Source organism: Pseudomonas sp. TE21435, assembly GCF_056279265.1.
Window position 1 is genome coordinate 4,348,222 of sequence record NZ_JBWBQZ010000001.1, and the last position, 25,019, is coordinate 4,373,240.

Annotated in this window: 24 protein-coding genes; 15 read left to right on the forward strand and 9 right to left on the reverse strand. The window is 63.3% G+C overall.

Features of this window, described 5'->3' with window-relative positions:
- The first annotated feature begins 8 nt into the window (after positions 1-8).
- The 5 genes from trxA to ACZ9C1_RS19695 all read left to right on the forward strand — a co-directional run bounded on the left by trxA (position 9) and on the right by ACZ9C1_RS19695 (position 5,530).
- Positions 9-338, forward strand: coding sequence for a thioredoxin TrxA (gene trxA / locus ACZ9C1_RS19675; protein ID WP_046857535.1), 330 nt, complete (start codon positions 9-11; stop codon positions 336-338).
- A 310-nt stretch (positions 339-648) separates the two neighbouring features.
- A complete protein-coding gene (gene rho / locus ACZ9C1_RS19680) occupies positions 649-1,908 on the forward strand; it encodes a transcription termination factor Rho (RefSeq protein ID WP_011536308.1) in 1,260 nt (419 codons plus the stop codon).
- 200 nt (positions 1,909-2,108) lie between these two features.
- Positions 2,109-3,575 (forward strand): 4-hydroxy-3-polyprenylbenzoate decarboxylase, encoded by a 1,467-nt coding sequence (gene ubiD / locus ACZ9C1_RS19685; protein ID WP_046857534.1) that lies wholly within the window; start codon positions 2,109-2,111, stop codon positions 3,573-3,575.
- Positions 3,575-4,543, forward strand: coding sequence for a CDP-6-deoxy-delta-3,4-glucoseen reductase (locus tag ACZ9C1_RS19690; protein ID WP_102683474.1), 969 nt, complete (start codon positions 3,575-3,577; stop codon positions 4,541-4,543). The genes ubiD and ACZ9C1_RS19690 overlap by 1 nt, the downstream gene beginning before the upstream one ends.
- 336 nt (positions 4,544-4,879) lie before the next feature.
- Positions 4,880-5,530, forward strand: a complete 651-nt coding sequence (locus ACZ9C1_RS19695; protein ID WP_139667822.1) for a gamma-glutamylcyclotransferase — start codon at positions 4,880-4,882, stop codon at positions 5,528-5,530.
- 16 nt (positions 5,531-5,546) lie between these two features.
- Here ACZ9C1_RS19695 and tcyN read toward each other — a convergent pair whose 3' ends face one another.
- The 3 genes from tcyN to tcyJ are packed head-to-tail and all read right to left on the reverse strand — an operon-like array spanning position 5,547 to position 7,781.
- Positions 5,547-6,308 carry an L-cystine ABC transporter ATP-binding protein TcyN gene (gene tcyN, locus ACZ9C1_RS19700; RefSeq protein WP_139667824.1) on the reverse strand — a complete coding sequence of 254 codons (762 nt, stop codon included), beginning with the start codon at positions 6,306-6,308 and terminating at the stop codon, positions 5,547-5,549.
- A 1-nt stretch (position 6,309) separates the two neighbouring features.
- On the reverse strand, positions 6,310-6,978 hold the full coding sequence (gene tcyL / locus ACZ9C1_RS19705) for a cystine ABC transporter permease (protein ID WP_046857530.1): 669 nt from the start codon (positions 6,976-6,978) through the stop codon (positions 6,310-6,312).
- A complete protein-coding gene (tcyJ, locus tag ACZ9C1_RS19710; protein WP_023630289.1) occupies positions 6,975-7,781 on the reverse strand; it encodes a cystine ABC transporter substrate-binding protein in 807 nt (268 codons plus the stop codon). The genes tcyL and tcyJ overlap by 4 nt, the downstream gene beginning before the upstream one ends.
- Before the next feature lie 246 nt (positions 7,782-8,027).
- On the opposite strand from tcyJ, the gene epsC reads away from it, so the two are divergent.
- Entirely contained in the window at positions 8,028-8,966 is a 939-nt protein-coding gene (epsC, locus tag ACZ9C1_RS19715) for a serine O-acetyltransferase EpsC (RefSeq protein WP_046857529.1), read from the forward strand.
- A 255-nt stretch (positions 8,967-9,221) separates the two neighbouring features.
- The gene (gene betT / locus ACZ9C1_RS19720) at positions 9,222-11,183 is read left to right on the forward strand and encodes a choline transporter BetT (protein WP_476254584.1); all 1,962 of its coding nucleotides are present in this window, start codon (positions 9,222-9,224) and stop codon (positions 11,181-11,183) included.
- Positions 11,184-11,271: 88 nt separating this feature from the next.
- Here the strand turns inward: betT and tauD are convergent, their stop codons facing one another.
- The 4 genes from tauD to tauA are packed head-to-tail and all read right to left on the reverse strand — an operon-like array spanning position 11,272 to position 14,754.
- The gene (tauD, locus tag ACZ9C1_RS19725) at positions 11,272-12,105 is read right to left on the reverse strand and encodes a taurine dioxygenase (protein ID WP_277502463.1); all 834 of its coding nucleotides are present in this window, start codon (positions 12,103-12,105) and stop codon (positions 11,272-11,274) included.
- Between the two features lie 48 nt (positions 12,106-12,153).
- Entirely contained in the window at positions 12,154-12,993 is an 840-nt protein-coding gene (gene tauC, locus ACZ9C1_RS19730; protein ID WP_277502464.1) for a taurine ABC transporter permease TauC, read from the reverse strand.
- Complete coding sequence (tauB, locus tag ACZ9C1_RS19735; protein WP_046857525.1) at positions 12,990-13,769, reverse strand: taurine ABC transporter ATP-binding subunit; 780 nt, start codon at positions 13,767-13,769, stop codon at positions 12,990-12,992. Before tauB ends, tauC begins: the two co-directional genes overlap by 4 nt.
- A gap of 13 nt (positions 13,770-13,782) precedes the next feature.
- On the reverse strand, positions 13,783-14,754 hold the full coding sequence (gene tauA / locus ACZ9C1_RS19740; protein WP_476254299.1) for a taurine ABC transporter substrate-binding protein: 972 nt from the start codon (positions 14,752-14,754) through the stop codon (positions 13,783-13,785).
- Positions 14,755-15,255: 501 nt separating this feature from the next.
- On the opposite strand from tauA, the gene ACZ9C1_RS19745 reads away from it, so the two are divergent.
- The 8 genes from ACZ9C1_RS19745 to ACZ9C1_RS19780 all read left to right on the forward strand — a co-directional run bounded on the left by ACZ9C1_RS19745 (position 15,256) and on the right by ACZ9C1_RS19780 (position 22,454).
- Positions 15,256-16,599, forward strand: a complete 1,344-nt coding sequence (locus tag ACZ9C1_RS19745) for an OprD family porin (protein WP_023632432.1) — start codon at positions 15,256-15,258, stop codon at positions 16,597-16,599.
- A gap of 164 nt (positions 16,600-16,763) precedes the next feature.
- Positions 16,764-17,402, forward strand: coding sequence for a peroxiredoxin (locus ACZ9C1_RS19750; RefSeq protein WP_110700156.1), 639 nt, complete (start codon positions 16,764-16,766; stop codon positions 17,400-17,402).
- A 321-nt stretch (positions 17,403-17,723) separates the two neighbouring features.
- Positions 17,724-18,317: an NADPH-dependent FMN reductase gene (gene ssuE / locus ACZ9C1_RS19755; protein WP_023632430.1), complete on the forward strand. Its 594-nt coding sequence runs from the start codon at positions 17,724-17,726 to the stop codon at positions 18,315-18,317.
- 95 nt (positions 18,318-18,412) lie between these two features.
- Complete coding sequence (locus tag ACZ9C1_RS19760) at positions 18,413-19,378, forward strand: sulfonate ABC transporter substrate-binding protein (RefSeq protein ID WP_476254300.1); 966 nt, start codon at positions 18,413-18,415, stop codon at positions 19,376-19,378.
- Between the two features lie 60 nt (positions 19,379-19,438).
- Positions 19,439-20,587: an FMNH2-dependent alkanesulfonate monooxygenase gene (gene ssuD / locus ACZ9C1_RS19765; RefSeq protein WP_038707156.1), complete on the forward strand. Its 1,149-nt coding sequence runs from the start codon at positions 19,439-19,441 to the stop codon at positions 20,585-20,587.
- 11 nt (positions 20,588-20,598) lie between these two features.
- Positions 20,599-21,396 (forward strand): aliphatic sulfonate ABC transporter permease SsuC, encoded by a 798-nt coding sequence (ssuC, locus tag ACZ9C1_RS19770; protein WP_046857519.1) that lies wholly within the window; start codon positions 20,599-20,601, stop codon positions 21,394-21,396.
- Positions 21,396-22,208, forward strand: coding sequence for an aliphatic sulfonates ABC transporter ATP-binding protein (gene ssuB / locus ACZ9C1_RS19775; RefSeq protein WP_038707158.1), 813 nt, complete (start codon positions 21,396-21,398; stop codon positions 22,206-22,208). Before ssuC ends, ssuB begins: the two co-directional genes overlap by 1 nt.
- A gap of 30 nt (positions 22,209-22,238) precedes the next feature.
- Positions 22,239-22,454 carry a TOBE domain-containing protein gene (locus ACZ9C1_RS19780; RefSeq protein ID WP_008095172.1) on the forward strand — a complete coding sequence of 72 codons (216 nt, stop codon included), beginning with the start codon at positions 22,239-22,241 and terminating at the stop codon, positions 22,452-22,454.
- Between the two features lie 122 nt (positions 22,455-22,576).
- Here ACZ9C1_RS19780 and ACZ9C1_RS19785 read toward each other — a convergent pair whose 3' ends face one another.
- Both ACZ9C1_RS19785 and gshA read right to left on the reverse strand, forming a co-directional pair.
- On the reverse strand, positions 22,577-23,203 hold the full coding sequence (locus tag ACZ9C1_RS19785) for a TetR/AcrR family transcriptional regulator (protein WP_139667845.1): 627 nt from the start codon (positions 23,201-23,203) through the stop codon (positions 22,577-22,579).
- Positions 23,203-24,780: a glutamate--cysteine ligase gene (gene gshA / locus ACZ9C1_RS19790; RefSeq protein ID WP_371926834.1), complete on the reverse strand. Its 1,578-nt coding sequence runs from the start codon at positions 24,778-24,780 to the stop codon at positions 23,203-23,205. Before gshA ends, ACZ9C1_RS19785 begins: the two co-directional genes overlap by 1 nt.
- Between the last annotated feature and the right edge of the window lie 239 nt (positions 24,781-25,019).

Below are 25,019 nucleotides of genomic sequence, written 5' to 3' on the forward strand. Positions count from 1 at the left end.
AGATATCCATGAGCAGCGATCTTATCAAACATGTCACCGACGCCAGCTTCGAAGCCGACGTACTCAAGGCTGAAGGCGCGGTGCTGGTCGACTACTGGGCTGAATGGTGCGGCCCATGCAAGATGATCGCGCCGGTACTGGACGACATCGCTTCGGAATATCAAGGCAAGGTGACCATCGCCAAGCTGAACATCGACGAAAACCAGGAAACTCCGGCCAAGCACGGCGTGCGTGGTATTCCGACGCTGATGCTGTTCAAGAACGGCAACGTCGAGGCCACCAAGGTCGGCGCCTTGTCCAAGTCGCAGCTCAAAGCGTTCCTCGACGCCAGCCTGTGATGTGAAGAAGCCCCGCAAATGCGGGGCTTTTCTTTATCTGTTGTAGGTGGTTTTCCTGAGGGCTGGCGAGCCCCGGCCTTGCGACCATCCAGTCGGATAGCCCCGTAAAACACTGGGCAAAACCACTAGACGTCGAAAAAAGCAAGTGTTACATTCGGCCTCGCACTGCTTCTCCAGTGCCCTCTGCACGCCGTCGCCGAAGCATCCCTAATTCGAATCAGTACGCGATCCTGTCGCCATCTAGCGGCGCGGCCCCATTAAGCCAACTGCTTAATTTTTCCCTTCCTTACATGATTACGTCACTCCCCTTATGAACCTGACAGAACTCAAGCAAAAGCCGATTACCGATCTTTTGGAAATGGCCGAACAGATGGGCATCGAAAACATGGCCCGTTCGCGCAAACAGGACGTGATTTTCGCCCTGCTGAAAAAGCATGCGAAAAGCGGCGAAGAGATCTCGGGTGACGGCGTGCTGGAGATTCTCCAGGATGGTTTCGGTTTCCTGCGTTCGGCGGATGCCTCTTACCTGGCCGGCCCTGATGACATCTACGTTTCGCCCAGCCAGATCCGTCGCTTCAACTTGCGCACCGGCGACACCATCGTCGGCAAGATCCGCCCACCGAAGGAAGGCGAGCGTTACTTCGCGCTGCTGAAGGTTGATACCATCAACTTCGACCGTCCGGAAAACGCGAAGAACAAGATCCTGTTCGAAAACCTGACGCCGCTGTTCCCCAACAAGCGCCTGAAGATGGAAGCCGGTAACGGCTCCACCGAAGACCTCACCGGTCGCGTCATCGACCTGTGCGCCCCGATCGGCAAAGGCCAGCGTGGCCTGATCGTCGCACCGCCGAAAGCCGGTAAGACCATCATGCTGCAGAACATCGCAGCCAACATTACCCGTAACAACCCCGAGTGCCACCTGATCGTCCTGCTGATCGACGAGCGCCCGGAAGAAGTGACCGAGATGCAGCGCACCGTGCGCGGCGAAGTGGTCGCTTCGACCTTTGACGAGCCGCCGACCCGCCACGTGCAGGTTGCCGAGATGGTCATCGAGAAGGCCAAGCGCCTGGTCGAGCACAAGAAAGACGTGGTCATCCTGCTCGACTCCATCACCCGTCTGGCACGTGCCTACAACACCGTGATCCCGAGCTCCGGCAAGGTGCTGACCGGTGGTGTCGACGCCCACGCCCTGGAAAAGCCGAAGCGCTTCTTCGGTGCCGCCCGTAACATCGAGGAAGGCGGTTCGCTGACCATCATCGCCACCGCGCTGGTCGAAACCGGCTCGAAGATGGACGAGGTGATCTACGAAGAGTTCAAGGGTACCGGCAACATGGAGCTGCCCCTGGACCGCCGCATCGCCGAGAAGCGTGTGTTCCCGGCCATCAACATCAACAAGTCCGGTACCCGTCGCGAAGAGCTGCTGACCGCCGACGACGAACTGCAGCGCATGTGGATCCTGCGCAAGCTGCTGCACCCGATGGACGAGATCGCCGCCATCGAGTTCCTGGTCGACAAGCTCAAGCAGACCAAGACCAACGATGAGTTCTTCCTGTCGATGAAGCGCAAGTAAGCGTTTCAGGCTGGAACTGATTGGGGCTGCTTCGCAGCCCATCGCCGGCAAGCCGGCTCCCACAGGGCTCACACTGACCTTGTGGGAGCCGGCTTGCCGGCGATGGGGCGCGAAGCGGCCCCAAGTCATTCTTGGCCTTTACCCCGCCAACGGCGCTACACTCTGCACCCCGACCGATACGCCCAACACGAGGCCCTTGCATGCAGTATCGCGATCTACGCGACTTCATTCGTGGCCTGGAACAGCGCGGTGAACTCAAGCGCATCCAGGTTCCCATCTCCCCAGTTCTGGAAATGACCGAAGTCTGCGACCGCACGCTGCGCGCCAAGGGTCCGGCCTTGCTCTTCGAAAAACCCACCGGCTTCGACATGCCGGTGCTGGGCAACCTGTTCGGCACCCCCGAGCGCGTGGCCATGGGTATGGGGGCCGAGTCGACCGAAGAACTGCGCGAGATCGGCAAGCTGCTGGCGTTTCTCAAGGAGCCCGAGCCGCCGAAGGGCCTGAAGGATGCCTGGTCGAAGCTGCCGATCTTCAAGAAGGTCGTGTCCATGGCGCCGAAGGTGGTCAAGGACGCGGTGTGCCAGGAAATCGTGGTCGAAGGCGATGATGTCGACCTCGGCCAGCTGCCGATCCAGCACTGCTGGCCGGGCGATGTTGCGCCACTGATCACCTGGGGCCTGACCGTGACTCGCGGGCCGAACAAGGACCGCCAGAACCTGGGTATCTATCGCCAGCAGGTGATTGGCCGCAACAAGGTGATCATGCGCTGGCTGAGCCACCGCGGCGGGGCGCTGGACTACCGCGAATGGTGCGAGAAGCATCCTGGCCAGCCGTTCCCGGTAGCCGTGGCGTTGGGCGCGGACCCGGCGACCATCCTCGGTGCCGTGACCCCGGTCCCGGACACGCTTTCCGAGTACGCCTTCGCTGGCCTGTTGCGTGGCAACCGCACCGAACTGGTCAAGTGCCGTGGCAACGACCTGCAGGTACCGGCCACCGCCGAGATCATCCTCGAAGGCGTGATCCACCCCGGCGAGATGGCCCCGGAAGGCCCGTACGGCGACCACACCGGCTACTACAACGAAGTGGACAGCTTCCCGGTGTTCACCGTCGAGCGCATCACCCACCGGCAAAAGCCGATCTACCACAGCACCTACACCGGCAGGCCGCCGGATGAGCCGGCGATCCTTGGCGTGGCGCTGAACGAAGTGTTCGTGCCGATCCTGCAGAAGCAGTTCCCCGAGATCACCGACTTCTACCTGCCGCCGGAAGGCTGCTCGTACCGCATGGCGGTGGTGACCATGAAGAAGCAGTACCCTGGCCATGCCAAGCGCGTGATGCTGGGTGTGTGGTCGTTCCTGCGACAGTTCATGTACACCAAGTTCGTTATCGTCACCGACGACGATATCAACGCTCGCGACTGGAACGATGTGATCTGGGCCATCACCACGCGCATGGACCCCAAGCGTGATACGGTGATGATCGACAACACCCCGATCGACTACCTCGACTTCGCGTCGCCGGTATCGGGGCTGGGGTCGAAGATGGGCCTGGACGCCACGCACAAATGGCCGGGCGAGACTACACGCGAATGGGGCCGGGTCATCGTCAAGGACGAGGCCGTCACCCGCCGTATCGATGAGCTGTGGGACCAGTTGGGAATAGATTGATGCAGGTAACCTTGCAGCCTTCCGGGGCGGTACTGGCGGTCGAACCGGGTGAAAGGATTCTGGATGCGGCACGGCGCCTGGGCTATGACTGCCCGAACAGCTGCCGCAACGGCAACTGCCATGTGTGTGCCGCGCTGCTGGTGGAAGGCAGTGTTCGCCAGGAAGGCCAAGTGCGCGATCACGGTGAGCTGTTCACCTGCATCGCCGAGCCGCTGGAGGACTGTGTGTTGCTGTGGGATGGTGTGCTGGCCTTGGGCGAGCTGCCGCTGCGCAAGCTGGCCTGTACCGTGAGCGAGTGCGTCGAGATCGGTGGCGATGTCTGGCGCGTGCGCCTGCGCGCGCCGGCCGGCAAGCCGCCCCGCTACCACGCCGGGCAATACCTGATGATCGAGCGTGAGGGCATGGACAAGGCAGCTTTTTCGCTCGCTTCGGCGCCCCACGGTGGGCGTGAGCTGGAGCTACATGTGCTGGCCCGCGAAAGCAGTGCCGTGCAGTTGATCCAGCAGTTGCAGCGCAATGGCCTGGCCCGCATCGAACTGCCATTTGGTGATGCGCACCTGGCAGAGTTGCCTGACGGCCCGCTGGTACTGATCGCCGCCGGTACCGGTATGGGGCAGATGCACAGCCTGATCGAGCACTGCCGGGCGCAGGGCTTCAAGCACCCGGTGCACTTGTACTGGGGTGTGCGCCGGCCTGAAGACTTCTACCAGATCGAGCACTGGGCCGAGTGGGAGCGCCTGCCGAACCTGTTCCTGCACAAGGTGGTCAGCGATCTGTGCGGTTGGGAAGGGCGGTGTGGCCTGCTCCACGAAGCGGTATGCGAGGACATTGGCGACCTCAACCAGGTGCATGTCTATGCCAGTGGCTCGCCGAACATGGTCTACGCCACCCTCGATGCATTGGTCGAGGCAGGCATGGATGCCCACCGCATGCGGGCTGACGTGTTCGCCTACGCGCCACGCGGGTGAAGTAACCCGGCACGCTGCAAGGGCGTGTCGGGTTTAATAACCAAGTGTTTTCCTGTTGATTATATGGCGGAGATTGTTACCGGTGCGGGTAATAAGTTTCGCTATACTCGGACTATTAGTTTCCGTTCAGCGGATGCTTTAATGAAATCCTGTTTTCGGGGTTGAGTGCAAAGTGCGTTCTGCCTTACGTTAGGTACCAGGTAAATCGCCGGGCAAACCCGTTCCCACGCGATCCTGGTAGGCCTTTGTGGAAGCGGGCTTGCCCCGCGATAGCATCCGAACAGGCACGGCAATACCTGCACTTTGGTAGTTCTCAGGAATTAATGGCGGCAGCTCATGTCGACGCTTGAAAGTTCATCCTGGCAAATAGCCTATCCGCCGTCACTCGACTTCGGGCAGCAGTTGACCCGTGAACAACTGCAGCGTTCGATGCAGGAAACCATGTCCCAGCACGAAGGCGGCCCGGTCTGGCTTTTTGCCTACGGTTCGCTGATCTGGCGCCCCGAATGCAACTCGGTCGAGCGCCAGCGGGCGCGGGTGCATGGTTACCACCGCGGCCTCTACCTGTGGTCCCACGAACACCGTGGCACTCCGGAGTGCCCGGGCCTGGTGTTCGGCCTGGACCGTGGCGGCTCCTGCAGCGGTTTTGCCTTCCGTCTGGACGAAACCAACCTCCATGACTCGCTGATGGCACTGTGGCAACGTGAGATGCCGTTCCCGGCCTACCGTCCGCATTGGCTGAGTTGCCGCCTGAACGATGGCAGCAAGGTGCAGGCGCTGGGCTTCGTGCTGGAGCGGCACCTGCCGTGCTATGCGGGCAACCTGCCGGACACCCTGCTCAGCCAGATCCTCGCCAGCGCCAAGGGGCGCTATGGCACCACGCGCGATTACGTGGAGCAGACCCTCAACGCCCTGCGCAGCCACCAGATGCCCGATCGCAACCTGGAAGCGCGCTTCAGGCGTTGTCACAACCTGCGCGAGGTGTGAGCCCCGCGCATCGGGCTCATTCCTGGCCGGCGGCGGTGCCGAGGAACTTGCGCAGGAACTGGCGTGTGCGCTCTTCCTTCGGGTTGGCGAACAGCGCCTTGGCCTCGCCCTGCTCGACGATCACGCCCTTGTCGAAGAAGATCACCCGGTTGGCGACATCGCGGGCGAAGCTCATCTCGTGGGTGACGATGATCATGGTGCGCTTTTCCTCGGCCAGGCCGCGGATGGTTTCCAGCACTTCGCCAACCAGTTCGGGGTCGAGCGCCGAAGTGGGCTCGTCGAACAGGATCACCTCCGGCTCCATGGCCAGGGCCCGGGCGATGGCCACCCGTTGCTGCTGGCCACCGGACAGGCGCCTGGGGTAGGCGTCCTCCTTGCCTGCCAGGCCGACCTTGGCCAGAAGGCGCTTGGCCAGCTCGATGGCCTTGTCGCGGGGCGTCTTCTTGACGATCACCGGCCCTTCGATGACGTTCTCCAGGGCGGTGCGGTGAGGGAACAGGTTGAAGTTCTGGAACACGAAACCGGCCTGTTGGCGCAGGCGGCGGATCGCACTCTGCTGGCCACCCAACGGACGGTTGGCATCGATGCTGATATCGCCGATCTGGATGCGCCCGGCATCGGGGGTTTCCAGCAGGTTCAGGCAGCGCAGGAAGGTGGTCTTGCCCGAGCCGCTGGGGCCGATGATGGCCACCACTTCGCCGGGCTGCACGCTCAGGTCGATGCCGTTGAGCACGGTCTGGCCCTTGAACTGCTTGGTCAGGCCTTCTACTACGATCATCTCAGTGCTCCTGGTCGTGCTGGTTGACCCGCGCTTCCATGCGGTTCTGGAAGTGCGCCAGGATGCTGCAGAGGATCCAGTAGACCACCGCGACAGCCAGGTACATGGTGAAGACCTCGAAGGTCCGTGCGGTGATCAGCTGCGCCTGGCGGAACAGCTCGGGCACCTGGATGGTCGCCGCCAGGGCGGTGTCCTTGACCAGCGAGATGAAGCTGTTGCCCAGCGGAGGCAGGGCGGTGCGCAGGGCTTGCGGCAGGATCGCCCGGCGCATGGCCTGGGTGCGGGTCATGCCGATGCTGGCGGCTGCTTCCCACTGGCCACGGTCGATCGAGGAGATTGCCGCGCGGAGGATCTCGCAGATATACGCCGCCATGTTCAGCGACAGACCAATCAGCGAGGCCGGGATCGGATCGAGCTCGATGCCGATCTGCGGCAGGCCGAAGTAGATCACGAACAGCTGCACCAGCAGCGGCGTGCCGCGGAAGAACGACACATAGATGCGCGCCAACCAGTCCAGCGGCAGGATCTTCGACAGCCGCATCAGCGCCAGGGCAAAACCCAGCACCAGGCCGAAGAACATGCCGCCGACGCTGAGCAGCACGGTATAACCCGCGCCCTTCAACAGGAAGGGCGCGGAATCGACAACGAGTTGCAGGCTTTCAGCGATCATTTGGTGACATCGGCACCGAAGTATTTCTCGGACAGCTTGGCCAGCGAGCCGTCGGCCTTGAGCTTGTCGATGGCCTTGTTCAGCGCATCGAGCAGTTCAGGTTCGCCTTTGCGCAAGGCCACGCCCGACTCCAGCTTGGAGAATTTCTCGCCAGCGAGTGCGGTCGGTTTCTTGTCCTTGGCGGTTTTCTGGACGTACTCGAGTGCCGCCAGGCGATCGATCAGGATGGCGTCGATACGACCGTTGCGCAGGTCGGCGAACTTGGTCGGGTCATCTTCGTAGGTGCGCACATCGGCTGTCGGCACATCCTGTTTCACCCATTGCTCATAGTTGGTGCCCAGGCCGACACCGACCTTCTTGCCACCGAGATCGGCGGCAGTCTTGATGTTTTTCTCGTTGTCGCTGCCCTTGAGTACCAGGGCCTGAATGCCGGAAACGGTGTAGGGCTCGGAGAAATCGTACTTCTTCTTGCGTTCCTCGGAGATGGTCACCTGGTTGATCACCACGTCGAGGCGCTTGGATTCCAGTGCGGCGAGGATGCCGTCCCACTTGGTCGGCTGGACCTTGGCCTTGACCCCCAGCTCCTTGGCCAGCAACTCGGACAGCTCGACCTCGAAGCCGGTCAGCTTGCCGTTTTCGTCCTGGAAGCTGAACGGTGGGTAGGTGCCTTCCAGGCCGACGTTGATCACGCCTTTTTCCTGGATGGTCTTCAACTGTTCGCCGGCAAAGGCCTGGCCGAGCAGGCCGGCGCCGAGCAGGAGCGCCAGGCTGGCGTTGAGAAGGGGTTTGGCGAATTTGGTCATGGCATGCCCCGCGCTTGTTGTGGAAGTAGTGAGGTGGCGACTATAGAGGTGGGCTTCATAGGCCGGGAAATAATAAAAAATCAGGTTGTTATTCCAAAGCTGCAAATTGCAGCGGCTTATACCCGACTTAGCTCAGGATGGAATAAAGCGTTGTTTTTTCCAAGAGGCAGATTTGACGTATCGTGTTTTGCACCTCCTTGTAGGAGCGTATGCAAATAGAGAAAGCCGCCTGGCAGGAGAAACACCGTGAGCGAACAACCATCAACCGGGCACTGGCAACTGCAGGGTATCGTCAGTGGCCTGCGCAACGCCCGCGAGCAGTGGCGCAGCAGCAATGGCCGCAGCAGCGGCGAGCAGGGCGGGCGCGAACTGCCGTCGCGCGAGGCGCTGCGGCAGATTCTCGAACAGCTGTGCGGCGCGCTGTTCCCCATGCGCCTGGGGCCGGTGGACCTGCGCGAGGAAAGCGAGGACTTCTATGTAGGCCATACCCTCGACGCCGCCCTCACCGCGCTGCTGGCCCAGGCCCGTCTGGAACTGCGCTACGCGGCGCGCCATGGCAAGACCGATGTGGTCGATGTCGATACCCACGCCCTGCGCCTGATCCAGGATTTCGCCGCGGCCCTGCCGGCGCTGCGCGTGCTGCTGGACACAGACGTACTCGCCGCCTTCCACGGCGACCCGGCGGCGCGCAGCGTCGACGAGGTGCTGCTGTGCTACCCGGGCATCCTGGCGATCATCCACCATCGGCTGGCCCACCACCTCTATCGAGCCGGCCTGCCGCTGCTGGCGCGGATCAGTTCGGAGCTGGCGCACTCGGCCACCGGCATCGACATCCACCCCGGTGCGCAAATCGGCCCGAGCTTCTTCATCGACCACGGCACCGGCGTGGTGATCGGCGAGACCGCGATCATCGGTGAGCGGGTGCGCATCTACCAGGCGGTGACCCTGGGCGCCAAGCGCTTCCCCAGCGACGAGTCCGGCACCTTGCACAAGGGCCTGGCGCGGCACCCGATCGTCGAGGACGACGTGGTGATCTACGCCGGCGCGACCATCCTCGGGCGGATCACCATCGGCAAGGGTTCGACCATTGGCGGCAATGTCTGGCTGACCCGCAGCGTGCCGGCTGACAGCAACATTACCCAGGCGAACCTGCAACTGGATTGCGAGGGCAAGAAAGCCCTCTAGCTCAAGGCTTATGAGGCGTGGTGGCGGGACTTCCCGCCTCCACCTCGATCACGTCCTGGAGCGGCATCGGGTCGCATTGAAATCCGATCCATGTTTAACTTGAACGCTTGTTCAACGAAAACGCTGGTCCATTGCCGGTGTTCAAAAGGAGGAATCGCCTTTGCTGAACCCGTTCAATCCGAACCTCACGTCCCGTGACGAGGTGCCCGTTCAATGAGTGCACCGACCCCCGACCTTGCCAACGGCAAGATCCGCATGAACCCCCCCGTGTTCTATTTTGCGGCAAGCTTCATCCTCATCTTCGGCCTGATCGTCATCGCCCAGCCACAGGCTGCCGGCGAGTGGTTGCTGGCGGCGCAGAACTGGGCGGCCAACACGGTCGGCTGGTACTACATGCTGGCCATGACCCTGTACCTGGTCTTCGTGGTGGTCACCGCATTGTCGGGCTACGGCAAGATCAAGCTCGGTGCCGATCACGACGAGCCCGAGTTCAGCTACCTGTCCTGGGCCGGCATGCTGTTCGCCGCCGGTATCAGCATCACGCTGTTCTTCTTCTGCGTCTCCGAACCGCTGACCCACATGCTCCAGCCGCCGCAGGGCGAGGCGGGCACCGCCGAGGCCGGGCGCCAGGCGATGCAGATCCTGTTCCTGCACTGGGGCCTGCATGGCTGGGGCGTATTCGCCTTCGTCGGCATGGCGCTCGCCTACTTCGCCTACCGCCACAACCTGCCACTGGCCCTGCGCTCGGCGCTATACCCGCTGATCGGCAAGCGCATCAACGGGCCGATCGGCTACGCGGTGGATGGCTTCGGCATCATCGCCACGGTGTTCGGCCTGGGCGCCGACATGGGCTTCGGCGTACTGCACCTGAACGCAGGCCTGGACTACCTGTTCGGCATCAGCCACAGCCAATGGGTGCAGGTGATCCTCATCACCCTGATGATGGGCGCGGCCGTGGCCGTGGCGGTCGCCGGGGTGGAGAAGGGCGTGCGGGTGATGAGCGACATCAACCTGTTCCTGGCCTGCGCGCTGCTGCTGTTCGTGCTGTTCGCCGGGCCCACCCAGCACCTGTTCAATACGCTGATCCAGAACCTCGGTGACTACCTTGGCGCCCTGCCGCGCAAGAGCTTCGACGTGTACGCCTACGGCGAACAACGCGACTGGCTGGGTGGCTGGACGGTGTTCTACTGGGCCTGGTGGATTGCCTGGGCGCCGTTCGTGGGGTTGTTCATCGCCCGTATCTCGCGGGGCCGGACCATTCGCGAGTTCGTCTTCGGCGTGCTGCTGATTCCCCTGGGCTTCACCCTGGCGTGGATGTCGATCTTCGGCAACAGCGCCCTGGACCAGGTGATCAACCACGGCATGATCGCGCTCGGCCAGTCAGCCCTCGACAACCCGTCGATGAGCCTGTACCTGCTGCTGGAAACCTACCCGTGGAGCAAGACAGTGATCGCCGTGACGGTGTTCATCAGTTTCGTGTTCTTCGTCACTTCTGCCGACTCCGGCACCGTGGTGCTGTCGACGCTGTCGGCCAAGGGCGGCGGCGCCGACGAGGACGGTCCGAACTGGCTGCGGATCTTCTGGGGCGCGATGACTGCGCTGATTACCAGCAGCCTGCTGTTCGCCGGCAGCATCGACTCGCTGAAGTCGGCGGTGGTGCTGACCTCGTTGCCGTTCTCGCTGATCCTGCTGTGCATGATGTGGGGGCTGCACAAGGCCTTCTACCTGGAAAGCCAGCGGCAGATCGCGCAGATGCATTCGCTGGCGCCGTTCGCCCAATCCCGGCGCGGGCGTGGTGGCTGGCGCCAACGCCTGAGCCAGGCGGTGCACTTCCCGTCTCGGGACGAGGTGTATCGCTTCATGGACGACGTGGTGCGCCCGGCCATCGCCGAGGTGCGCGAGGTGTTCGAGCAGAAGGGCCTGGTGTTGATCACCCAGGACGACCCGAGCCATGACAACGTCAGCCTGAAGATCGGCCATGGCGAGGAGCAGCCGTTCATCTACCAGGTGCAGATGCGCGGCTACTTCACGCCATCGTTCGCCTTGGGCGGGCTGGGGACCCAGGACTTGAAGAACCGCCGCTACTACCGTGCGGAGGTGCATCTGTCCGAGGGCAGCCAGAACTACGACCTGGTGGGCTACAGCAAGGAACAGATCATCAACGACATCCTCGACCAGTACGAGCGGCACATGCAGTACCTGCACCTGGTCAGGTAGAACGCTGGGGACGCTCCCGCAGGGTTGTGGCAAAACCTGTGGGAGCTGGCCTGCCAGCGAAAGGAGGCCAATGGCCTCCCCGGATCTTTCAGAAAGGCGCATCCCCCAGGATGGTCGCCCGATGCATCACCCGCCGGCTGGGCCGGTAGTCATCCACCGCAAAGTGCTGCGTCACGCGGTTGTCCCAGAACGCCACGTCATTTTCCTGCCAACGCCAGCGAATGCTGAACTCTGGCCGCGTCGCATGGGCGAACAGCAGCTTGAGCAGCGCCTCGCTCTCCAGTTCGTTCAGTTCGTTGATCCGCGTGGTGAACCCTTCATTGACGAACAACGCCTTGCGTCCGCTGACCGGATGGGTGCGCACCACCGGATGCGACAGCGGCGGGTTGTTGCGCCGGGTCGCCTCCCAGCGTGCCAGGTCCTCGGGCGTGGTGCCGAAGCGCTCCAGCGGGAACGACTTGGTGAAGTCGTGGGTGGCGGTCAGGCCGTCGAGCATCTCGCGCAGTGGCGCCGACAGCGACTCGAACGCAGCTATGCCGCTGGCCCACAGGGTATCGCCACCATAGGCCGGCAACTGCTTGGCGCTGAGCACCGCGCCCAGCGCCGGGGTCGGCAGGAAAGTCACGTCGGTGTGCCACACGGCGTTGTCGCGCACGTCGGTGACTGCGGTGTCGAGGATCAACACCTGCGGTGTCTCCGGCACATTCGGGTAGATCGGGTGGATATGCAGGTCGCCGAAGCGGGCGGCGAAGCGCGCCTGCTGCTCGGGGGACATCGGTTGGTCGCGGAAGAACAGCACCTGGTGTTCGAGCAGCGCCTGCTCGATGGCGTCACGCTGTTCGGCAGTGATGTCGCGGCTGATGTCCACGCCGCTGATCTGCGCGCCCAATGCCGGGCTCAAGGGGGTAACGGTCAGGCTCATGTGGTTTCTCGTTGCAGGTGCCGGGTTGCCGGCGTGGTCATTCGGTGGTCAATGGCTCTGGCCGTGCCAGGGCACCAGCTTGCGCTGCAGGGCGCGCAGGCCCATCTCCAGGGCGAAGGCGATCAGGGCGATCAGCAGGATCCCCAGGACCACCACATCGGTGACCAGGAACTGCGCTGCCGACTGCACCATGAAGCCCAGGCCACTGGTGGCGGCGATCAGCTCGGCGGCCACCAGCGTCGACCAGCCCACGCCGAGGCCGATGCGGATGCCGGTGAGGATGTCGGGCAATGCACTGGGCAGGATCACATGACGGATCAGTTGGATTTTGCTGGCGCCCAGCGACTGCGCCGCGCGCAGCTTGGCGGGGTCGACGGTGCGCACGCCTGTAGCGGTAGCGATGGCAATCGGGGCGAAGATCGCCAGGTAGATCAAAAGCACTTTCGACAGCTCGCCTATGCCGCACCAGATGACGATCAGCGGCAGGTAGGCCAGCGGCGGAATCGGTCGGTAGAACTCGATCAGCGGATCGAGGATGCCGCGGGCCACGCGGTTGTAGCCGATTGCGATGCCCACCGGGATGGCGGTCAGGGTGGCGAACAGCAGCGCCAGGCCAATGCGCCCCAGGCTGGCGCCCAGGTGCTGCCACAGGCTGGCGTCCATGTAGCCCTGGGTGAGCAGCGTCCAGCCCTTGGCCAGGATATCGGCGGGCGAGGGCAGGAACAGCGGCTCGATCCAGCCGGCGGCGGTAACCAGCCACCACGCCAACAGCAGCGAGGCCAGGGTGAGGGCGCTGATCCAGCGGGTCGGCAAGGGCTTGCGGGTTTTCACGACAGGTGGCGTCCGGGGTGCCTGCTTGGCGGCGGCTGGCAATTCGATACTGCTCATGCGGACTCCTGACGTTGCGAGAACACCCGCGCCAGCACGTGCTCGCGGGTCTCGATGAAGCGTGGATCGGACTTGATCGCCCGGGCCGACTCGCCAGCGGCGTAGCGCTGACCGAAGTCCAGTTGCAGGCGCTCGACCACACGCCCCGGATTGGGCGCCAGGAGCACCAGCTCGGTGGCGAGGAACACCGCCTCCTCAATGTCGTGGGTGATCAGGAACACTGGCTTGGCGGTGCGCTGCCAGACCTGCAGCAACAGTTCCTGCATCTGTTCGCGGGTAAAGGCATCGAGGGCGCCGAACGGTTCGTCCATCAACAGCACCCGCGGGTCGGCGGCCAGCGCCCGGGCAAGGCCGACACGCTGCTTCTGCCCGCCGGACAATTGCCACACACGCCGCTCGCCGAAGCCGGCCAGGTCTACCAGCGCCAGCATCTCTCGCGCCTTGGCTTCACGCTGCGCACGCGGCACGCCAGCCAGCTCCAGGCCGAAGGCGACGTTGCCGAGCACGTCCTGCCAGGGCAGCAGCGCATCGTCCTGGAACACCACGCCGCGCTCGGCGCCCGGGCCTTGCACCGGTGCGCCATCGAGGGTGATGCGCCCGCCGCTGGGAGCGACGAAGCCGGCGATCAGGTTGAGCAGCGAGGTCTTGCCGCTGCCGGAAGGCCCGAGGGCCACCAGCAGCTGGCGCGGGCCCAGGCTCAGATTGATGTCGGCCAGCACCGGGGTGGTGGCGCCGGGGTACTGTGCGCTGATGCGCTCCAGCTCGAGCAAGGCCATGACGGGCTCCGGATCAGTTGGGCAGGTACTGGGCGCTGACGTAGGGCGCGTAGTCCGGCAGCACGGCATCAACCTTGCCCTGCTGCTTGAGGAAGGTGGCGGTGTCGGTCAGCGCCTGGGTGGTCGGTGCGCCAAGGGCATTGGCCTGGTCGGCGGCCAGTGGGTAGACGTTGCCCTGCAGCAGTACCGGAATATCGGCGGGCTTGGCACCGGACAACTTGACCAGTTTGGCGACGTTGTCCTTGTCGGCCAGCCAGGCTTTCGGGTCCTTGCGGTAGTTGGCGTAGGCGTCGAGGGTGACCTTGGCGAACGACTTGACGATCTCCGGGTGCTTGGCGGCGAAGTCCTTGCGCACGATCCAGGCGTCGAAGGTCGGCGCGCCTTTCTCGGCCAGCTCGCCGGAGGTGATCAGCACCTTGCCGTTCTCCTTGGCCACGCCCAGGGCCGGGTCCCAGACGTAGGTGGCGTCGATGTCGCCGCGTTTCCAGGCGGCGATGATCGCCGGTGGCGCGAGGTTGAGGATCTGCACTTTCGACGGGTCGATGTTCCAGCTCTTCAGCGCGGCCAACAGGCTGTAGTGGCCGGTGGAAACGAACGGCACGGCGACTTTCTTGCCCACCAGATCCTGCGGGGTCTTGATGCTGTCGCGGGCGACCAGGGCCTCGCCGGCGCCGATCTGGGTGGCGATCAGGAAGGTTTCCACAGGCAATTTGCGGGTGGCGGCGGCGGCCAGCGGGCTGGAGCCGAGGTAGCCGATCTGCACGTCGCCCGAGGCGACGGCGGTGATCACATCGGCGCCGTTGTCGAACTTGCGCCAGTCGATGCTGGCCTTGCTGTCCTTTTCATAGGTGCCATCGACCTGGGCCACCTTGGCCGGGTCGACGGTGGTCTGGTAGGCGACGGTCAGGTCGGCGGCCTGGGCCAGCCAGCTGGCACTGGCGAGGGTCAGGGCGGCGAACAGGCGCAGCGGAGCATGCGGTATCATGGTTGAACCTCTCGTCAGGCATTCGGGGATAGATGGCGAGAAGACTAGATGATCTAAGAAACATGAAATAAATAACTTTTTAGAATTAGCTTAAAAGCCAATCGCTCTGACCTCCGTCCGTGTGGGGCGGCGGTGCCAGTGGCGGAATCCCCCAAGCTAGCTACGCTTGATCGGTTCCGACGGGAAGCCGTTGGTCGCCACCCTTGCAAACGTTTGCACATAACCTAAAGGTATGATTGACGGCGTCGATACAACGATTCGTAGGAATGGTTCCGATGTTATTCCGTAAAAATCTTACAGATTCATAAAACGGTCATTTTGGATTTATAGGATTGTCATTATCCTGTAGCGCAGGTCGGCGGGTTAGACCAAAGTCGCGAATCGATCGTTAGTGATTGACTAGGCGGTCACGCTTTGGTGCTAAATCGCCAATCCGGGTGAGTGGGGCAGCAGACTCCGCCGCTTGAGACGCACAAAAATTAGAACGTAGAGGAGCAAAACATGTACAAGTCCAGCCTGGCCCTGGCCGTGGCACTGGGGGTTCTCGCCCAACAAGCAGGCGCTGCAGGTTTCGTCGAGGACAGCAAGCTGTCCCTGAGCTCGCGCACCATGTACTTCAACAACGACAACCGTGAAGCCCACGGCAACCCTCGCCCGGATCAGCGTGAGTCTGGCCAGGGCTTCAAGCTCGACTACATCTCGGGCTTCACTGAGGGCACCGTCGGTTTCGGTGTTGATGCCCAGGCCCTGTGGGGCATCCGTCTGGACGGCGGCAAGGGGTATCACAAAGGTGGCTTCTTCCCGGATGACGGTAAAGGTGCCGCAGACCAGTGGGCCCGTTTCGGTGCCAATGCCAAGGCTCGCTTCTCCAAGACCGAAGCACACTTCGGTAGCGCTCTCGCGCCGAACCTGCCGATTCTGGTCTCCAACGATGGCCGTCTGCTGCCACAAACCTTCGAGGGTGGCACCATCCAATCGAAGGAAATCGACAACCTGACCATCAACGCCGGTCAGCTGACTCACGCCATGGGTCGTGCCTCGAGCAACCGTACCGGTCTGTCCGTGGCAGGCGCCACGGCCGAAAGCAACAAGTTCCGCTACGGTGGCCTGGACTACAAGCTCACTCCAGACCTGACCCTGCAGTACTACTACTCGAACCTGGAAGACTTCTACAAGCAGCACTTCCTGGGCGCCACCCACGTCTTCAAGATCGCTGACGACCAGTCGTTCAAGACCGACCTGCGCTACTTCGACAGCAGCAGCGACGGCAAGAACGGCCATGACGCCACCTACAACTTCAGCAACAACGGCGGCTACGCCAAGAACACTGGCAAGGTCGACAACAAGACCTGGTCGGCCATGTTCACCTACACCCTGGGTGGCCACGCGCTGATGCTCGGTCGCCAGCAGGTTGGCGACGATGGCGGCTTCGTCTGGATGGGCCAGGGCAACCTGGTAAACGACAGCGGTACTTCGGAAGGCGCTGGCGGTTCCAGCTTCTACCTGTTCACCGACAGCATGATCAACCAGTTCGCTCGTGCTGGCGAGAACACCAACTTCGGTCAGTACTCCTATGATTTCGCTGCGCTGGGCGTACCAGGGCTGAAGGCTTCCGTCGCCTACCTGCGTGGTGACGACATTCGCTACAAGAGTGGCCACGGCACCTACAACGAGTGGGAGCGTGACGCACGCGTCGACTACACCATCCAGCAAGGCACCTTCAAAGGCCTGGGCTTCAGCCTGCGCCAAGGCGTGTACCGTGGCAGCGGTGGCTCGACCAGCGAGTTCACCAAAGACCAGGACCAGACTCGCTTCATCGTCAACTACACTTATGCCTTCATGTAAGTCGTAGCTGCACAAAGAAAGCCTCGCCTTGTGCGAGGCTTTTTTGTGTCTGCGAATCCGTATGCAATATGGTTATAAATAAATCGATATTTATTCTTTTTATTTTTATTCGGAAGCAGGCACATTGAACCCACAAGGCCAGACACAGCACAGGAGCCGCTTCCATGAGCCTCAAACTTGGCGATATCGCCCCCGATTTCGAACAGGATTCCAGCGCCGGCAAGATCCGTTTCCACGAATGGCTGGGCGACAGCTGGGGTGTGCTGTTCTCCCATCCGGCCGACTTCACCCCGGTGTGCACCACCGAACTGGGTCTGACCGCCAAGCTCAAGGATGACTTCGCCAGGCGCGGGGTCAAGGCCATCGCCCTGTCGGTGGACCCGGTGGACTCGCACCACAAGTGGATCGACGACATCAACGAGACCCAGAACACCGTGGTCAACTTCCCGATCATCGCCGATGCCGACCGCAAGGTTTCCGACCTGTACGACCTGATCCACCCCAACGCCAACGACACCCTGACCGTGCGCTCGCTGTTCGTCATCGACCCGAACAAGAAGGTGCGCCTGACCATTACCTATCCGGCCAGTACCGGGCGCAACTTCAACGAGATCCTGCGGGTGATCGACTCGCTGCAGCTGACCGACAACTACAAGGTCGCCACGCCGGGCAACTGGCAGGACGGCGATGAGGTAGTGATCGTGCCTTCGCTCAAGGACGAAGATGAAATCAAACGTCGTTTCCCGAAAGGGTATCGGGCGGTGAAACCCTATCTGCGGCTGACCCCGCAACCCAATCGTTGAAGCGTTCCTCGTTGCATTGCTCTTAGCCAAGCAGGGATCTTCGGGCCGTTTCGACGGCCCTTTTTTATACCTTCCGAACGGTATCCACGATCCCTGTAGGAGCGGCTTTAGCCGCGATGCAAGCACCGCAGTAGCTGGCACCCGCTTCGCGGGTGATCGCGGCTGAAGCCGCTCCTACAGGGGTGGCACATATATCTCTATATGGAATAAACACATGAAAAAATATGATTTATGGATATATGTGACGAGCTGTTAATGTCGTTACATCCAGCGGGGACAACCCCTCGCGGCCCTGCAATCGAATCGAAGGAAGCGCTTTCAATGCTGGTTGTCTCTGTCGGTGGTAGCCCCAGTCTTCGTTCACGCTCCGGCGTGCTGCTAGAACGCTCGCGCGACTGGCTGCAGGAGCGGGGCGTCGAAGTGGTGACCTTCCAGGTGCGTGAGTTTCCCGCCGAAGATCTGCTGCATGCCCGTTTCGACAGCCCGCAGGTGCGCCACTTCAACGAACTTGTAGCCCAGGCCGACGGCCTGGTGGTGGCCACCCCGGTGTACAAGGCGTCCTTCGCCGGGGCCTTGAAGACCTTGCTCGACCTGCTGCCCGAGCGGGCCCTGGAACACAAGGTGGTATTGCCGATCGCAACCGGTGGCAGCATCGCCCACATGCTGGCCGTGGACTACGCGCTCAAGCCCGTGCTGTCGGCCCTCAAGGCGCAGGAGACCCTGCAAGGGATCTTCGCCGACGACAGCCAGATTGCCTACGGTGAGGGCTCCAGGCCCGCGCAACTGGCCGCTGCCCTGGAGCAGCGCCTGCAGGATTCGCTGGAAACGTTCCACAGCGCCATGGCACGCCGGCCCCAACCTGTCGCCCCCGGCGTGCTCAACGAACGCCTGATCAGTGCCCGCTGGAGTATCTGAACCAGGCTTGACCGCTCCATCGCTGTCCCCACCTTACTCGCCCGCCAACGAGGCAAGCAGGTGCTACCCGAACCCAACTCGCACAGGAGAGCGCCATGCGCACAGTCTTCTTGCGTCGTGGTCTGGTCGCCCTGTTCGCGGCGGCTGTGTCCTTCGGCGCCATCAGCCAAGCCCAGGCCGAGAGCCTGCGTATCGGTTACCAGAAATACGGCACCCTGGTGCTGCTCAAGGCCAAGGGTTCGCTGGAAAAGCGCCTGAAGGAACAGGGCATCGACGTGCAATGGACCGAGTTCCCCGGCGGTCCACAGCTGCTCGAGGGGCTCAACGTCGGCTCCATCGACTTTGGCGTGACCGGCGAAACGCCGCCGGTGTTTGCCCAGGCCGCGGGCGCCGATCTGCTCTACGTCGCCTATGAGCCGCCAGCTCCGCACAGCGAGGCGATCCTGGTGCCGAAGGGGTCGACGATCCAGTCGGTGAAGGAGCTCAAGGGCAGGAAAGTCGCCCTCAACAAGGGTTCCAACGTGCATTACCTGCTGGTGCGTGCCCTGGAAGACGCCGGTCTCAAGTACACCGATATCCAGCCCGTCTACCTGCCCCCGGCCGATGCCCGCGCCGCCTTCGAGCGCGGCAGTGTCGATGCCTGGGTGATCTGGGACCCATACCAGGCCGCCGCCGAGCAACAGCTGCAGGCACGCACCCTGCGTGACGGCAAGGACCTGGTCGACAACCATCAGTTCTATCTCGCCACCCGCAGCTATGCGACCCAGCACCCGGCGGTGATCAACACCCTGGTCGAAGAAGTGCGCGCCGTGGGCGAATGGTCCCAGGCCAATCCGCAGCAGGTCACCGACCAGGTTGCGCCGTTGCTCGGCCTGCCCGCCGACATCACCCTGACTTCGGTCAAGCGCCAAGGCTACGGAGCCGCGTCGCTGACCCCGGAAGTGATCGCCGCACAGCAGAAGATTGCCGACACCTTCCAGGCCCTGAAGCTGATTCCCAAGCCCTTGAGCATCAAGGACGTGATCTGGACACCCCCGGCCAAGGTCGCCAGTGCGCCTTGAACGTTTCGCCTGCGCCGGGGCGTCGCCCCGGCATGAGCCACCCTTGAGGAGACAACTCCAATGAGCCTTAACATTTTCTGGTTCCTCCCTACCCATGGTGACGGCAAGTACCTGGGCACCAGCGAAGGCGCCCGCGCCGTCGATCACGGCTACCTGAGCCAGATCGCCCAGGCCGCCGACCGCCTGGGCTTCGGCGGCGTGCTGATCCCCACTGGACGTTCCTGCGAGGACTCCTGGCTGGTGGCGGCGTCGCTGATCCCGGTGACCGAGCGCCTGAAGTTCCTGGTGGCCCTGCGCCCGGGGATCATCTCGCCGACCGTGGCTGCACGCCAGGCCGCCACCCTGGATCGTCTGTCCAACGGCCGTGCATTGTTCAACCTGGTGACCGGTGGCGATCCGGACGAACTGGCCGGTGATGGCCTGCACCTGAACCACCAGGAACGCTATGAGGCGTCGGTGGAATTCACCCGTATCTGGCGCAAGGTGCTCGAAGGCGAAACGGTCGACTACGACGGCAAGCACATCCAGGTCAAAGGCGCCAAGCTGCTCTACCCGCCGATCCAGCAGCCGCGCCCGCCGCTGTACTTCGGTGGCTCGTCTGACGCTGCCCAGGACCTGGCCGCCGAACAGGTCGAGCTGTACCTGACCTGGGGCGAGCCGCCGGCCGCGGTGGCCGAGAAGATTGCTGCGGTACGTGAGAAAGCGGCCGCCCAGGGCCGTGAGGTGCGCTTCGGCATTCGCTTGCACGTGATTGTGCGGGAAACCAACGAGGAGGCCTGGGCTGCCGCCGACAGGCTGATCTCGCACCTGGACGACGACACCATCGCCCGCGCACAGGCGTCGCTGGCGCGCTTCGACTCGGTCGGTCAGCAGCGCATGGCCGCGCTGCACGGTGGCAAGCGCGACAAGCTCGAAGTGGCGCCGAACCTGTGGGCCGGCGTCGGCCTGGTACGGGGTGGCGCCGGCACCGCGCTGGTGGGCGATGGCCCGACCGTCGCGGCGCGGGTCAAGGAATACGCCGATCTTGGCATCGATACCTTCATCTTCTCGGGCTATCCACACCTCGAAGAGTCGTACCGCGTCGCCGAGCTGCTGTTCCCGCATCTGGACGTGCAGCGTCCGGAGCAGCCGAAAACCGGTGGCTACGTAAGCCCGTTCGGTGAAATGGTCGCCAACGACATCCTGCCCAAGTCCGTGTCGCAGAGCTGAGGGCCGGGGCCATGAGTCGTGCATCCACCACCACCTGGTCCAAGCGCCTGGCGCCCTGGGCCCTGCCGATCCTGCTGCTGGCGGTATGGCAGTTGGCGGTCAGCGCAGGCTGGCTGTCGACCCGCATCCTGCCGGCGCCGAGCGCGGTGGTCAGCGCCGGCGTCGAGCTGGTGCGCAGTGGCCAGATCTGGACCCACCTGGCCATCAGCGGCTGGCGTGCCGGCCTGGGCTTCGTGATCGGCGGCAGTCTAGGCCTGTTGCTCGGCTTCATCACCGGCCTGTCGAACTGGGGCGAGCGCCTGCTCGACAGTTCGGTGCAGATGATCCGCAACGTGCCGCACCTGGCGCTGATCCCGCTGGTGATCCTGTGGTTCGGCATCGACGAGTCGGCAAAGATTTTCCTGGTGGCCCTGGGGACGCTGTTCCCCATCTACCTGAACACCTATCACGGGATCCGCAATGTCGATCCGGCGCTGGTGGAGATGGCGCGCAGCTACGGGCTGTCGGGCTTCGCGCTGTTCCGTCAGGTGATCCTGCCGGGGGCGCTGCCTTCGATCCTGGTCGGCGTGCGTTTCGCCCTGGGTTTCATGTGGCTGACGTTGATCGTCGCCGAGACCATCTCGGCCAATGCCGGTATCGGCTATCTGGCGATGAACGCCCGCGAATTCCTGCAGACCGACGTGGTGGTGCTGGCCATCGTCCTGTACGCGGTGCTCGGCAAGCTCGCCGACCTGGCCGCCCGTGGCCTGGAGCGTGTGTGGCTGCGTTGGCACCCGGCCTACCAGGTGGCGAAGAAGGAGGGCGCGTGATGACGGTACTCAAGGCACAACCGCCACGCCTGCTGCGTGGCATCCCCCTGGCGGCCAGGGACTTGCGTCGTACGTTCGGCCAGCGCGAAGTGCTGCGCGGGATCGATCTGCACATTCCGGCTGGTCAGTTCGTCGCCATCGTTGGTCGCAGTGGTTGCGGTAAAAGCACCTTGCTGCGCCTGCTGGCCGGGCTCGACCAGCCCAGTGGCGGCCAATTGCTGGCGGGCGCCGCAGCGCTTGCCGAGGCCCGCGAGGATACCCGGCTGATGTTCCAGGACGCGCGCCTGCTGCCCTGGAAGAAGGTGATCGACAACGTTGGCCTGGGGTTGTCCGGCAACTGGCGGCCACGCGCCCTGGAGGCCCTGGAGGCGGTCGGCCTGGTCGATCGCGCCAATGAGTGGCCGGCAGCCTTGTCCGGTGGCCAGAAACAGCGGGTGGCCCTGGCCCGGGCGCTCATTCATCAGCCGCGTCTGCTGCTGCTGGATGAGCCCTTGGGCGCGCTGGACGCCCTGACCCGTATCGAGATGCAGCAACTGATCGAGCGCCTGTGGCGCCAGCACGGTTTCACCGTGCTGCTGGTCACCCACGACGTCAGCGAAGCCGTCGCCGTGGCCGACCGGGTGATCCTGATCGAAGACGGCGCCGTCGGCCTGGACCTGGTCATCGACCTGCCGCGACCCCGGGTGCGGGGTTCGCACCGCTTGGCGGCGCTGGAAAGCGAAGTGCTCAACCGTGTTCTCTCCGTCCCGGGCACGCCGCCCGATCCGGAACCTGTCGCCCCGTTGCCCACGCAGTTGCGCTGGGCTCATTGAATCCCCGAAACCGCAAAAAGGAATGACGCCATGACCATCAAAGCCATCAACGTTCGCAACCAGTTCAAAGGCACCGTGAAGGAAATCCTCGAAGGCCCGGTACTGTCGGAAATCGACGTGCAGACCGCCTCTGGCATCGTTACCTCGGTTATTACCACCCGTTCCGTGAAGGAGCTCGAGTTGCAGGTGGGCAGCGAGGTGATCGCCTTCGTGAAATCGACCGAGGTGTCTATCGCCAAGCTCTGAAGTCTTGCACGGTACCTTTAGGAGCGGCTTTAGCCGCGATCACCCGCGGAGCGGGTGCCAGACATCGCGTTGGCTGCATTGCGGCTAAAGCCGCTCCTACAGGATATTTGCAGGGCTCAGGGTCAGCGCTTGGCCAGATAAGGCGGCAGATACAGCCCCAGATACGCCTCGAACACGCGCATCCCTTCCTCCGCCATGCGTGGCGTGATCGCCTCATGCAGCTGCATCGAGCGGGCATACACCCGGTCGCTCAGTTCCATCGCCAGGGCGAACACGTGCACATCCCTCGGCATCGCTGGCAACTGAAAATGCCGGTCGAACAGTTGGTGCATCAACTCGCCCAGTTCCAGATCATGCTGGCGATCAGCCTGGACCACTTCGCTCAAACCATGCTGGGCGAGGATCAGCTGCCGCGCCGCGGCGTCCTCGTTGTAGATGTCGAGCATGCGCTGCTCGATCAGCCGCGACAGGCCATGCCAGGTGCTGAACGCCGCGCTGTCGATCGGTGCGCTCAAGGCTTCGCGAAAAGCCCGATGCACGTCGGCGGTCAGCGCCTCCAGCAAGGCCGGCACGCTGGCAAAGAAGTGATACACCGACGATGGCGGGATCTGCGCCCGTTCGGCCACGCTGTAGATCGACAACCCCGCCACCCCTTGGCCTGCCAGCAGCTCGCGCGCCGCGGCGAGGATCGCTTCGATCCTGGCCTGGCTGCTGGCGCGTGGCTTGCGCGGGGGGGCGGTGCGGTTCATCAGTTGCTGATTGCCAGGATGCTGGCCTGGTAGGCACCGACGAACAGGTCGAAGTCACCGACCTCTTCCTGTTCCAGCTCGGACTGCTTGGCGATCGACTCGCGAGCCAGGGTTTCGAAGGCCTGTTGCTGCGCGCTGCTCAGTGGCTGCTCGCGGAAGCTCTCGGCGTGCAGGCGGCTTTGGCGCAGGGAGAACTGGACGAAAGTTTCGTCGTGTTCGGTCATGCGCGCCAGCACCTGGGCCGATGGCGTCAGCTCGGGGTCTTCGACCTTGGCCTGCTGTACCTCCAGGGCCTTGGCGTGGTCATTGCCACCCTGGGCACGATCGAGCAGCCCGGCCAGCTGGCCGATCCGCTCGATCAGTTCGCTTGCCCATTGCTTCAACGCGACCGGCTGGCCGTCACGACGCAGCTCCAGGCCCGGGCGCCGACCTTCCTTGACCACGGTGAGGAAGTTGTCGGTGCACTGGCCGCACTCGCCGTTGTCCAGTTGCGGGCTCTCTTCGAGCGCGCAGAACAGCAGGAAGGCGTCGAGGAAACGGGCTTCGGTCAGGTCGATGCCCACTGGCAGGAACGGGTTGATGTCCAGGCAGCGCACTTCCACGTACTGCACGCCGCGCGAGGTCAGGGCCTGGATCGGCCGCTCGCCGGTGTAGGTGACGCGCTTGGGGCGGATGTTCGAGTAGTACTCGTTCTCGATCTGCAGGATGTTGGTGTTCAACTGCACCCACTCGCCGTCGACGTGCGTGCCGACCTCGACATAGGGCGGGTAGGGCGTGCCGACGGCCTTGCGCAGGCTATCGGTGTAGCTGGCCAGGTTGTTGTAGCAGGGCGTGAGGCCCGCCTGGGCGTTGCTCTGGTAGCCCAGGTCGCTCATGCGCAGGCTGGTGGCGTAGGGCAGGTACAGTGTTTCGGCGTCGAGTTCTTCGAGCTGGTGCGGGCGGCCGCGCAGGAAGCCTTTGTCCAGGGCCGGGGAGGCGCCGAACAGGTACATCAGCAGCCAGCTGTAGCGGCGGAAGTTGCGGATCAGCGCGATATAGGCCGAGGACTGGTAGTCGCGGTCGTCCTGCTCGCCGCCTTCGGCATCGCGCAACAGCGGCCACAGCGCCTCGGGCAGCGAGAAGTTGTAATGGATGCCGGCGATGCACTGCATGGTGCGGCCGTAACGCAGGGCTAGGCCCTTGCGGTACACGTGCTTGAGCTTGCCGATGTTCGAGCTGCCGTACTCGGCGATCGGGATGTCTTCTTCGGCCGGCAACGCGCAGGGCATCGACGGGCTCCACAGCAGTTCGTCGCCCAGTTTGCTGTAGACGAAGCGGTGGGTCTGTTCGAGGCTTTCGAGCACCTTGGCAGGGTCCGCCAGGGCTGGGGTGATGAACTCCAGCAGCGACTCGGAATAGTCGGTGGTGATCTGCTCGTTGGTCAGCGCCGAACCCAGTGCTTCGGGGTGTGGGGTCTGGGCCAGGCGACCTTCTTTGGTCACGCGCAGGCATTCGCGCTCAATGCCGTGCAGGCACTGCTTGAGCAGGTCGATATTGTCGCCGAGCAGGCTCAGGCGGCGGTTGAGGAGGTCGCTCAAGATGGATTCCTTCACGCGTCAGTCGCCCCAATATGGGGGTAGAGATGACGGTCTACAAGGGTAGTTGGGAAAGGAACTGGCGTTGTCGCCTGGTTTATGCGGTTCCGGCTAGGCTTAGTGTCGATTTCAGGGCCGCTTCGCGCCCCATCGCCGGCAAGCCGACTCCCACAGAGCATGTATACCCCTGTGGGAGCCGGCTTGCCGGCGATGGGGCGCGAAGCGGCCCCGAGTAGCTCGAA

Excerpts from the sequence above, each read along its gene's own strand:
- ssuC (WP_046857519.1), top strand. The coding sequence starts at position 20,599 with ATGAGTCGTGCATCCACCACCACCTGGTCCAAGCGCCTGGCGCCCTGG.
- betT (WP_476254584.1), top strand. The coding sequence starts at position 9,222 with ATGAACCCCCCCGTGTTCTATTTTGCGGCAAGCTTCATCCTCATCTTC.
- ACZ9C1_RS19690 (WP_102683474.1), top strand. The coding sequence starts at position 3,575 with ATGCAGGTAACCTTGCAGCCTTCCGGGGCGGTACTGGCGGTCGAACCG.
- tauB (WP_046857525.1), bottom strand. The coding sequence starts at position 13,769 with ATGGCCTTGCTCGAGCTGGAGCGCATCAGCGCACAGTACCCCGGCGCC.
- ssuE (WP_023632430.1), top strand. The coding sequence starts at position 17,724 with ATGCTGGTTGTCTCTGTCGGTGGTAGCCCCAGTCTTCGTTCACGCTCC.
- ACZ9C1_RS19785 (WP_139667845.1), bottom strand. The coding sequence starts at position 23,203 with ATGAACCGCACCGCCCCCCCGCGCAAGCCACGCGCCAGCAGCCAGGCC.
- tcyL (WP_046857530.1), bottom strand. The coding sequence starts at position 6,978 with ATGATCGCTGAAAGCCTGCAACTCGTTGTCGATTCCGCGCCCTTCCTG.
- ssuD (WP_038707156.1), top strand. The coding sequence starts at position 19,439 with ATGAGCCTTAACATTTTCTGGTTCCTCCCTACCCATGGTGACGGCAAG.
- ACZ9C1_RS19695 (WP_139667822.1), top strand. The coding sequence starts at position 4,880 with ATGTCGACGCTTGAAAGTTCATCCTGGCAAATAGCCTATCCGCCGTCA.
- ssuB (WP_038707158.1), top strand. The coding sequence starts at position 21,396 with ATGACGGTACTCAAGGCACAACCGCCACGCCTGCTGCGTGGCATCCCC.
- tcyN (WP_139667824.1), bottom strand. The coding sequence starts at position 6,308 with ATGATCGTAGTAGAAGGCCTGACCAAGCAGTTCAAGGGCCAGACCGTG.
- ACZ9C1_RS19745 (WP_023632432.1), top strand. The coding sequence starts at position 15,256 with ATGTACAAGTCCAGCCTGGCCCTGGCCGTGGCACTGGGGGTTCTCGCC.
- tauA (WP_476254299.1), bottom strand. The coding sequence starts at position 14,754 with ATGATACCGCATGCTCCGCTGCGCCTGTTCGCCGCCCTGACCCTCGCC.
- tauC (WP_277502464.1), bottom strand. The coding sequence starts at position 12,993 with ATGAGCAGTATCGAATTGCCAGCCGCCGCCAAGCAGGCACCCCGGACG.
- ACZ9C1_RS19760 (WP_476254300.1), top strand. The coding sequence starts at position 18,413 with ATGCGCACAGTCTTCTTGCGTCGTGGTCTGGTCGCCCTGTTCGCGGCG.
- ACZ9C1_RS19750 (WP_110700156.1), top strand. The coding sequence starts at position 16,764 with ATGAGCCTCAAACTTGGCGATATCGCCCCCGATTTCGAACAGGATTCC.
- ubiD (WP_046857534.1), top strand. The coding sequence starts at position 2,109 with ATGCAGTATCGCGATCTACGCGACTTCATTCGTGGCCTGGAACAGCGC.
- rho (WP_011536308.1), top strand. The coding sequence starts at position 649 with ATGAACCTGACAGAACTCAAGCAAAAGCCGATTACCGATCTTTTGGAA.
- tcyJ (WP_023630289.1), bottom strand. The coding sequence starts at position 7,781 with ATGACCAAATTCGCCAAACCCCTTCTCAACGCCAGCCTGGCGCTCCTG.
- ACZ9C1_RS19780 (WP_008095172.1), top strand. The coding sequence starts at position 22,239 with ATGACCATCAAAGCCATCAACGTTCGCAACCAGTTCAAAGGCACCGTG.
- tauD (WP_277502463.1), bottom strand. The coding sequence starts at position 12,105 with ATGAGCCTGACCGTTACCCCCTTGAGCCCGGCATTGGGCGCGCAGATC.
- trxA (WP_046857535.1), top strand. The coding sequence starts at position 9 with ATGAGCAGCGATCTTATCAAACATGTCACCGACGCCAGCTTCGAAGCC.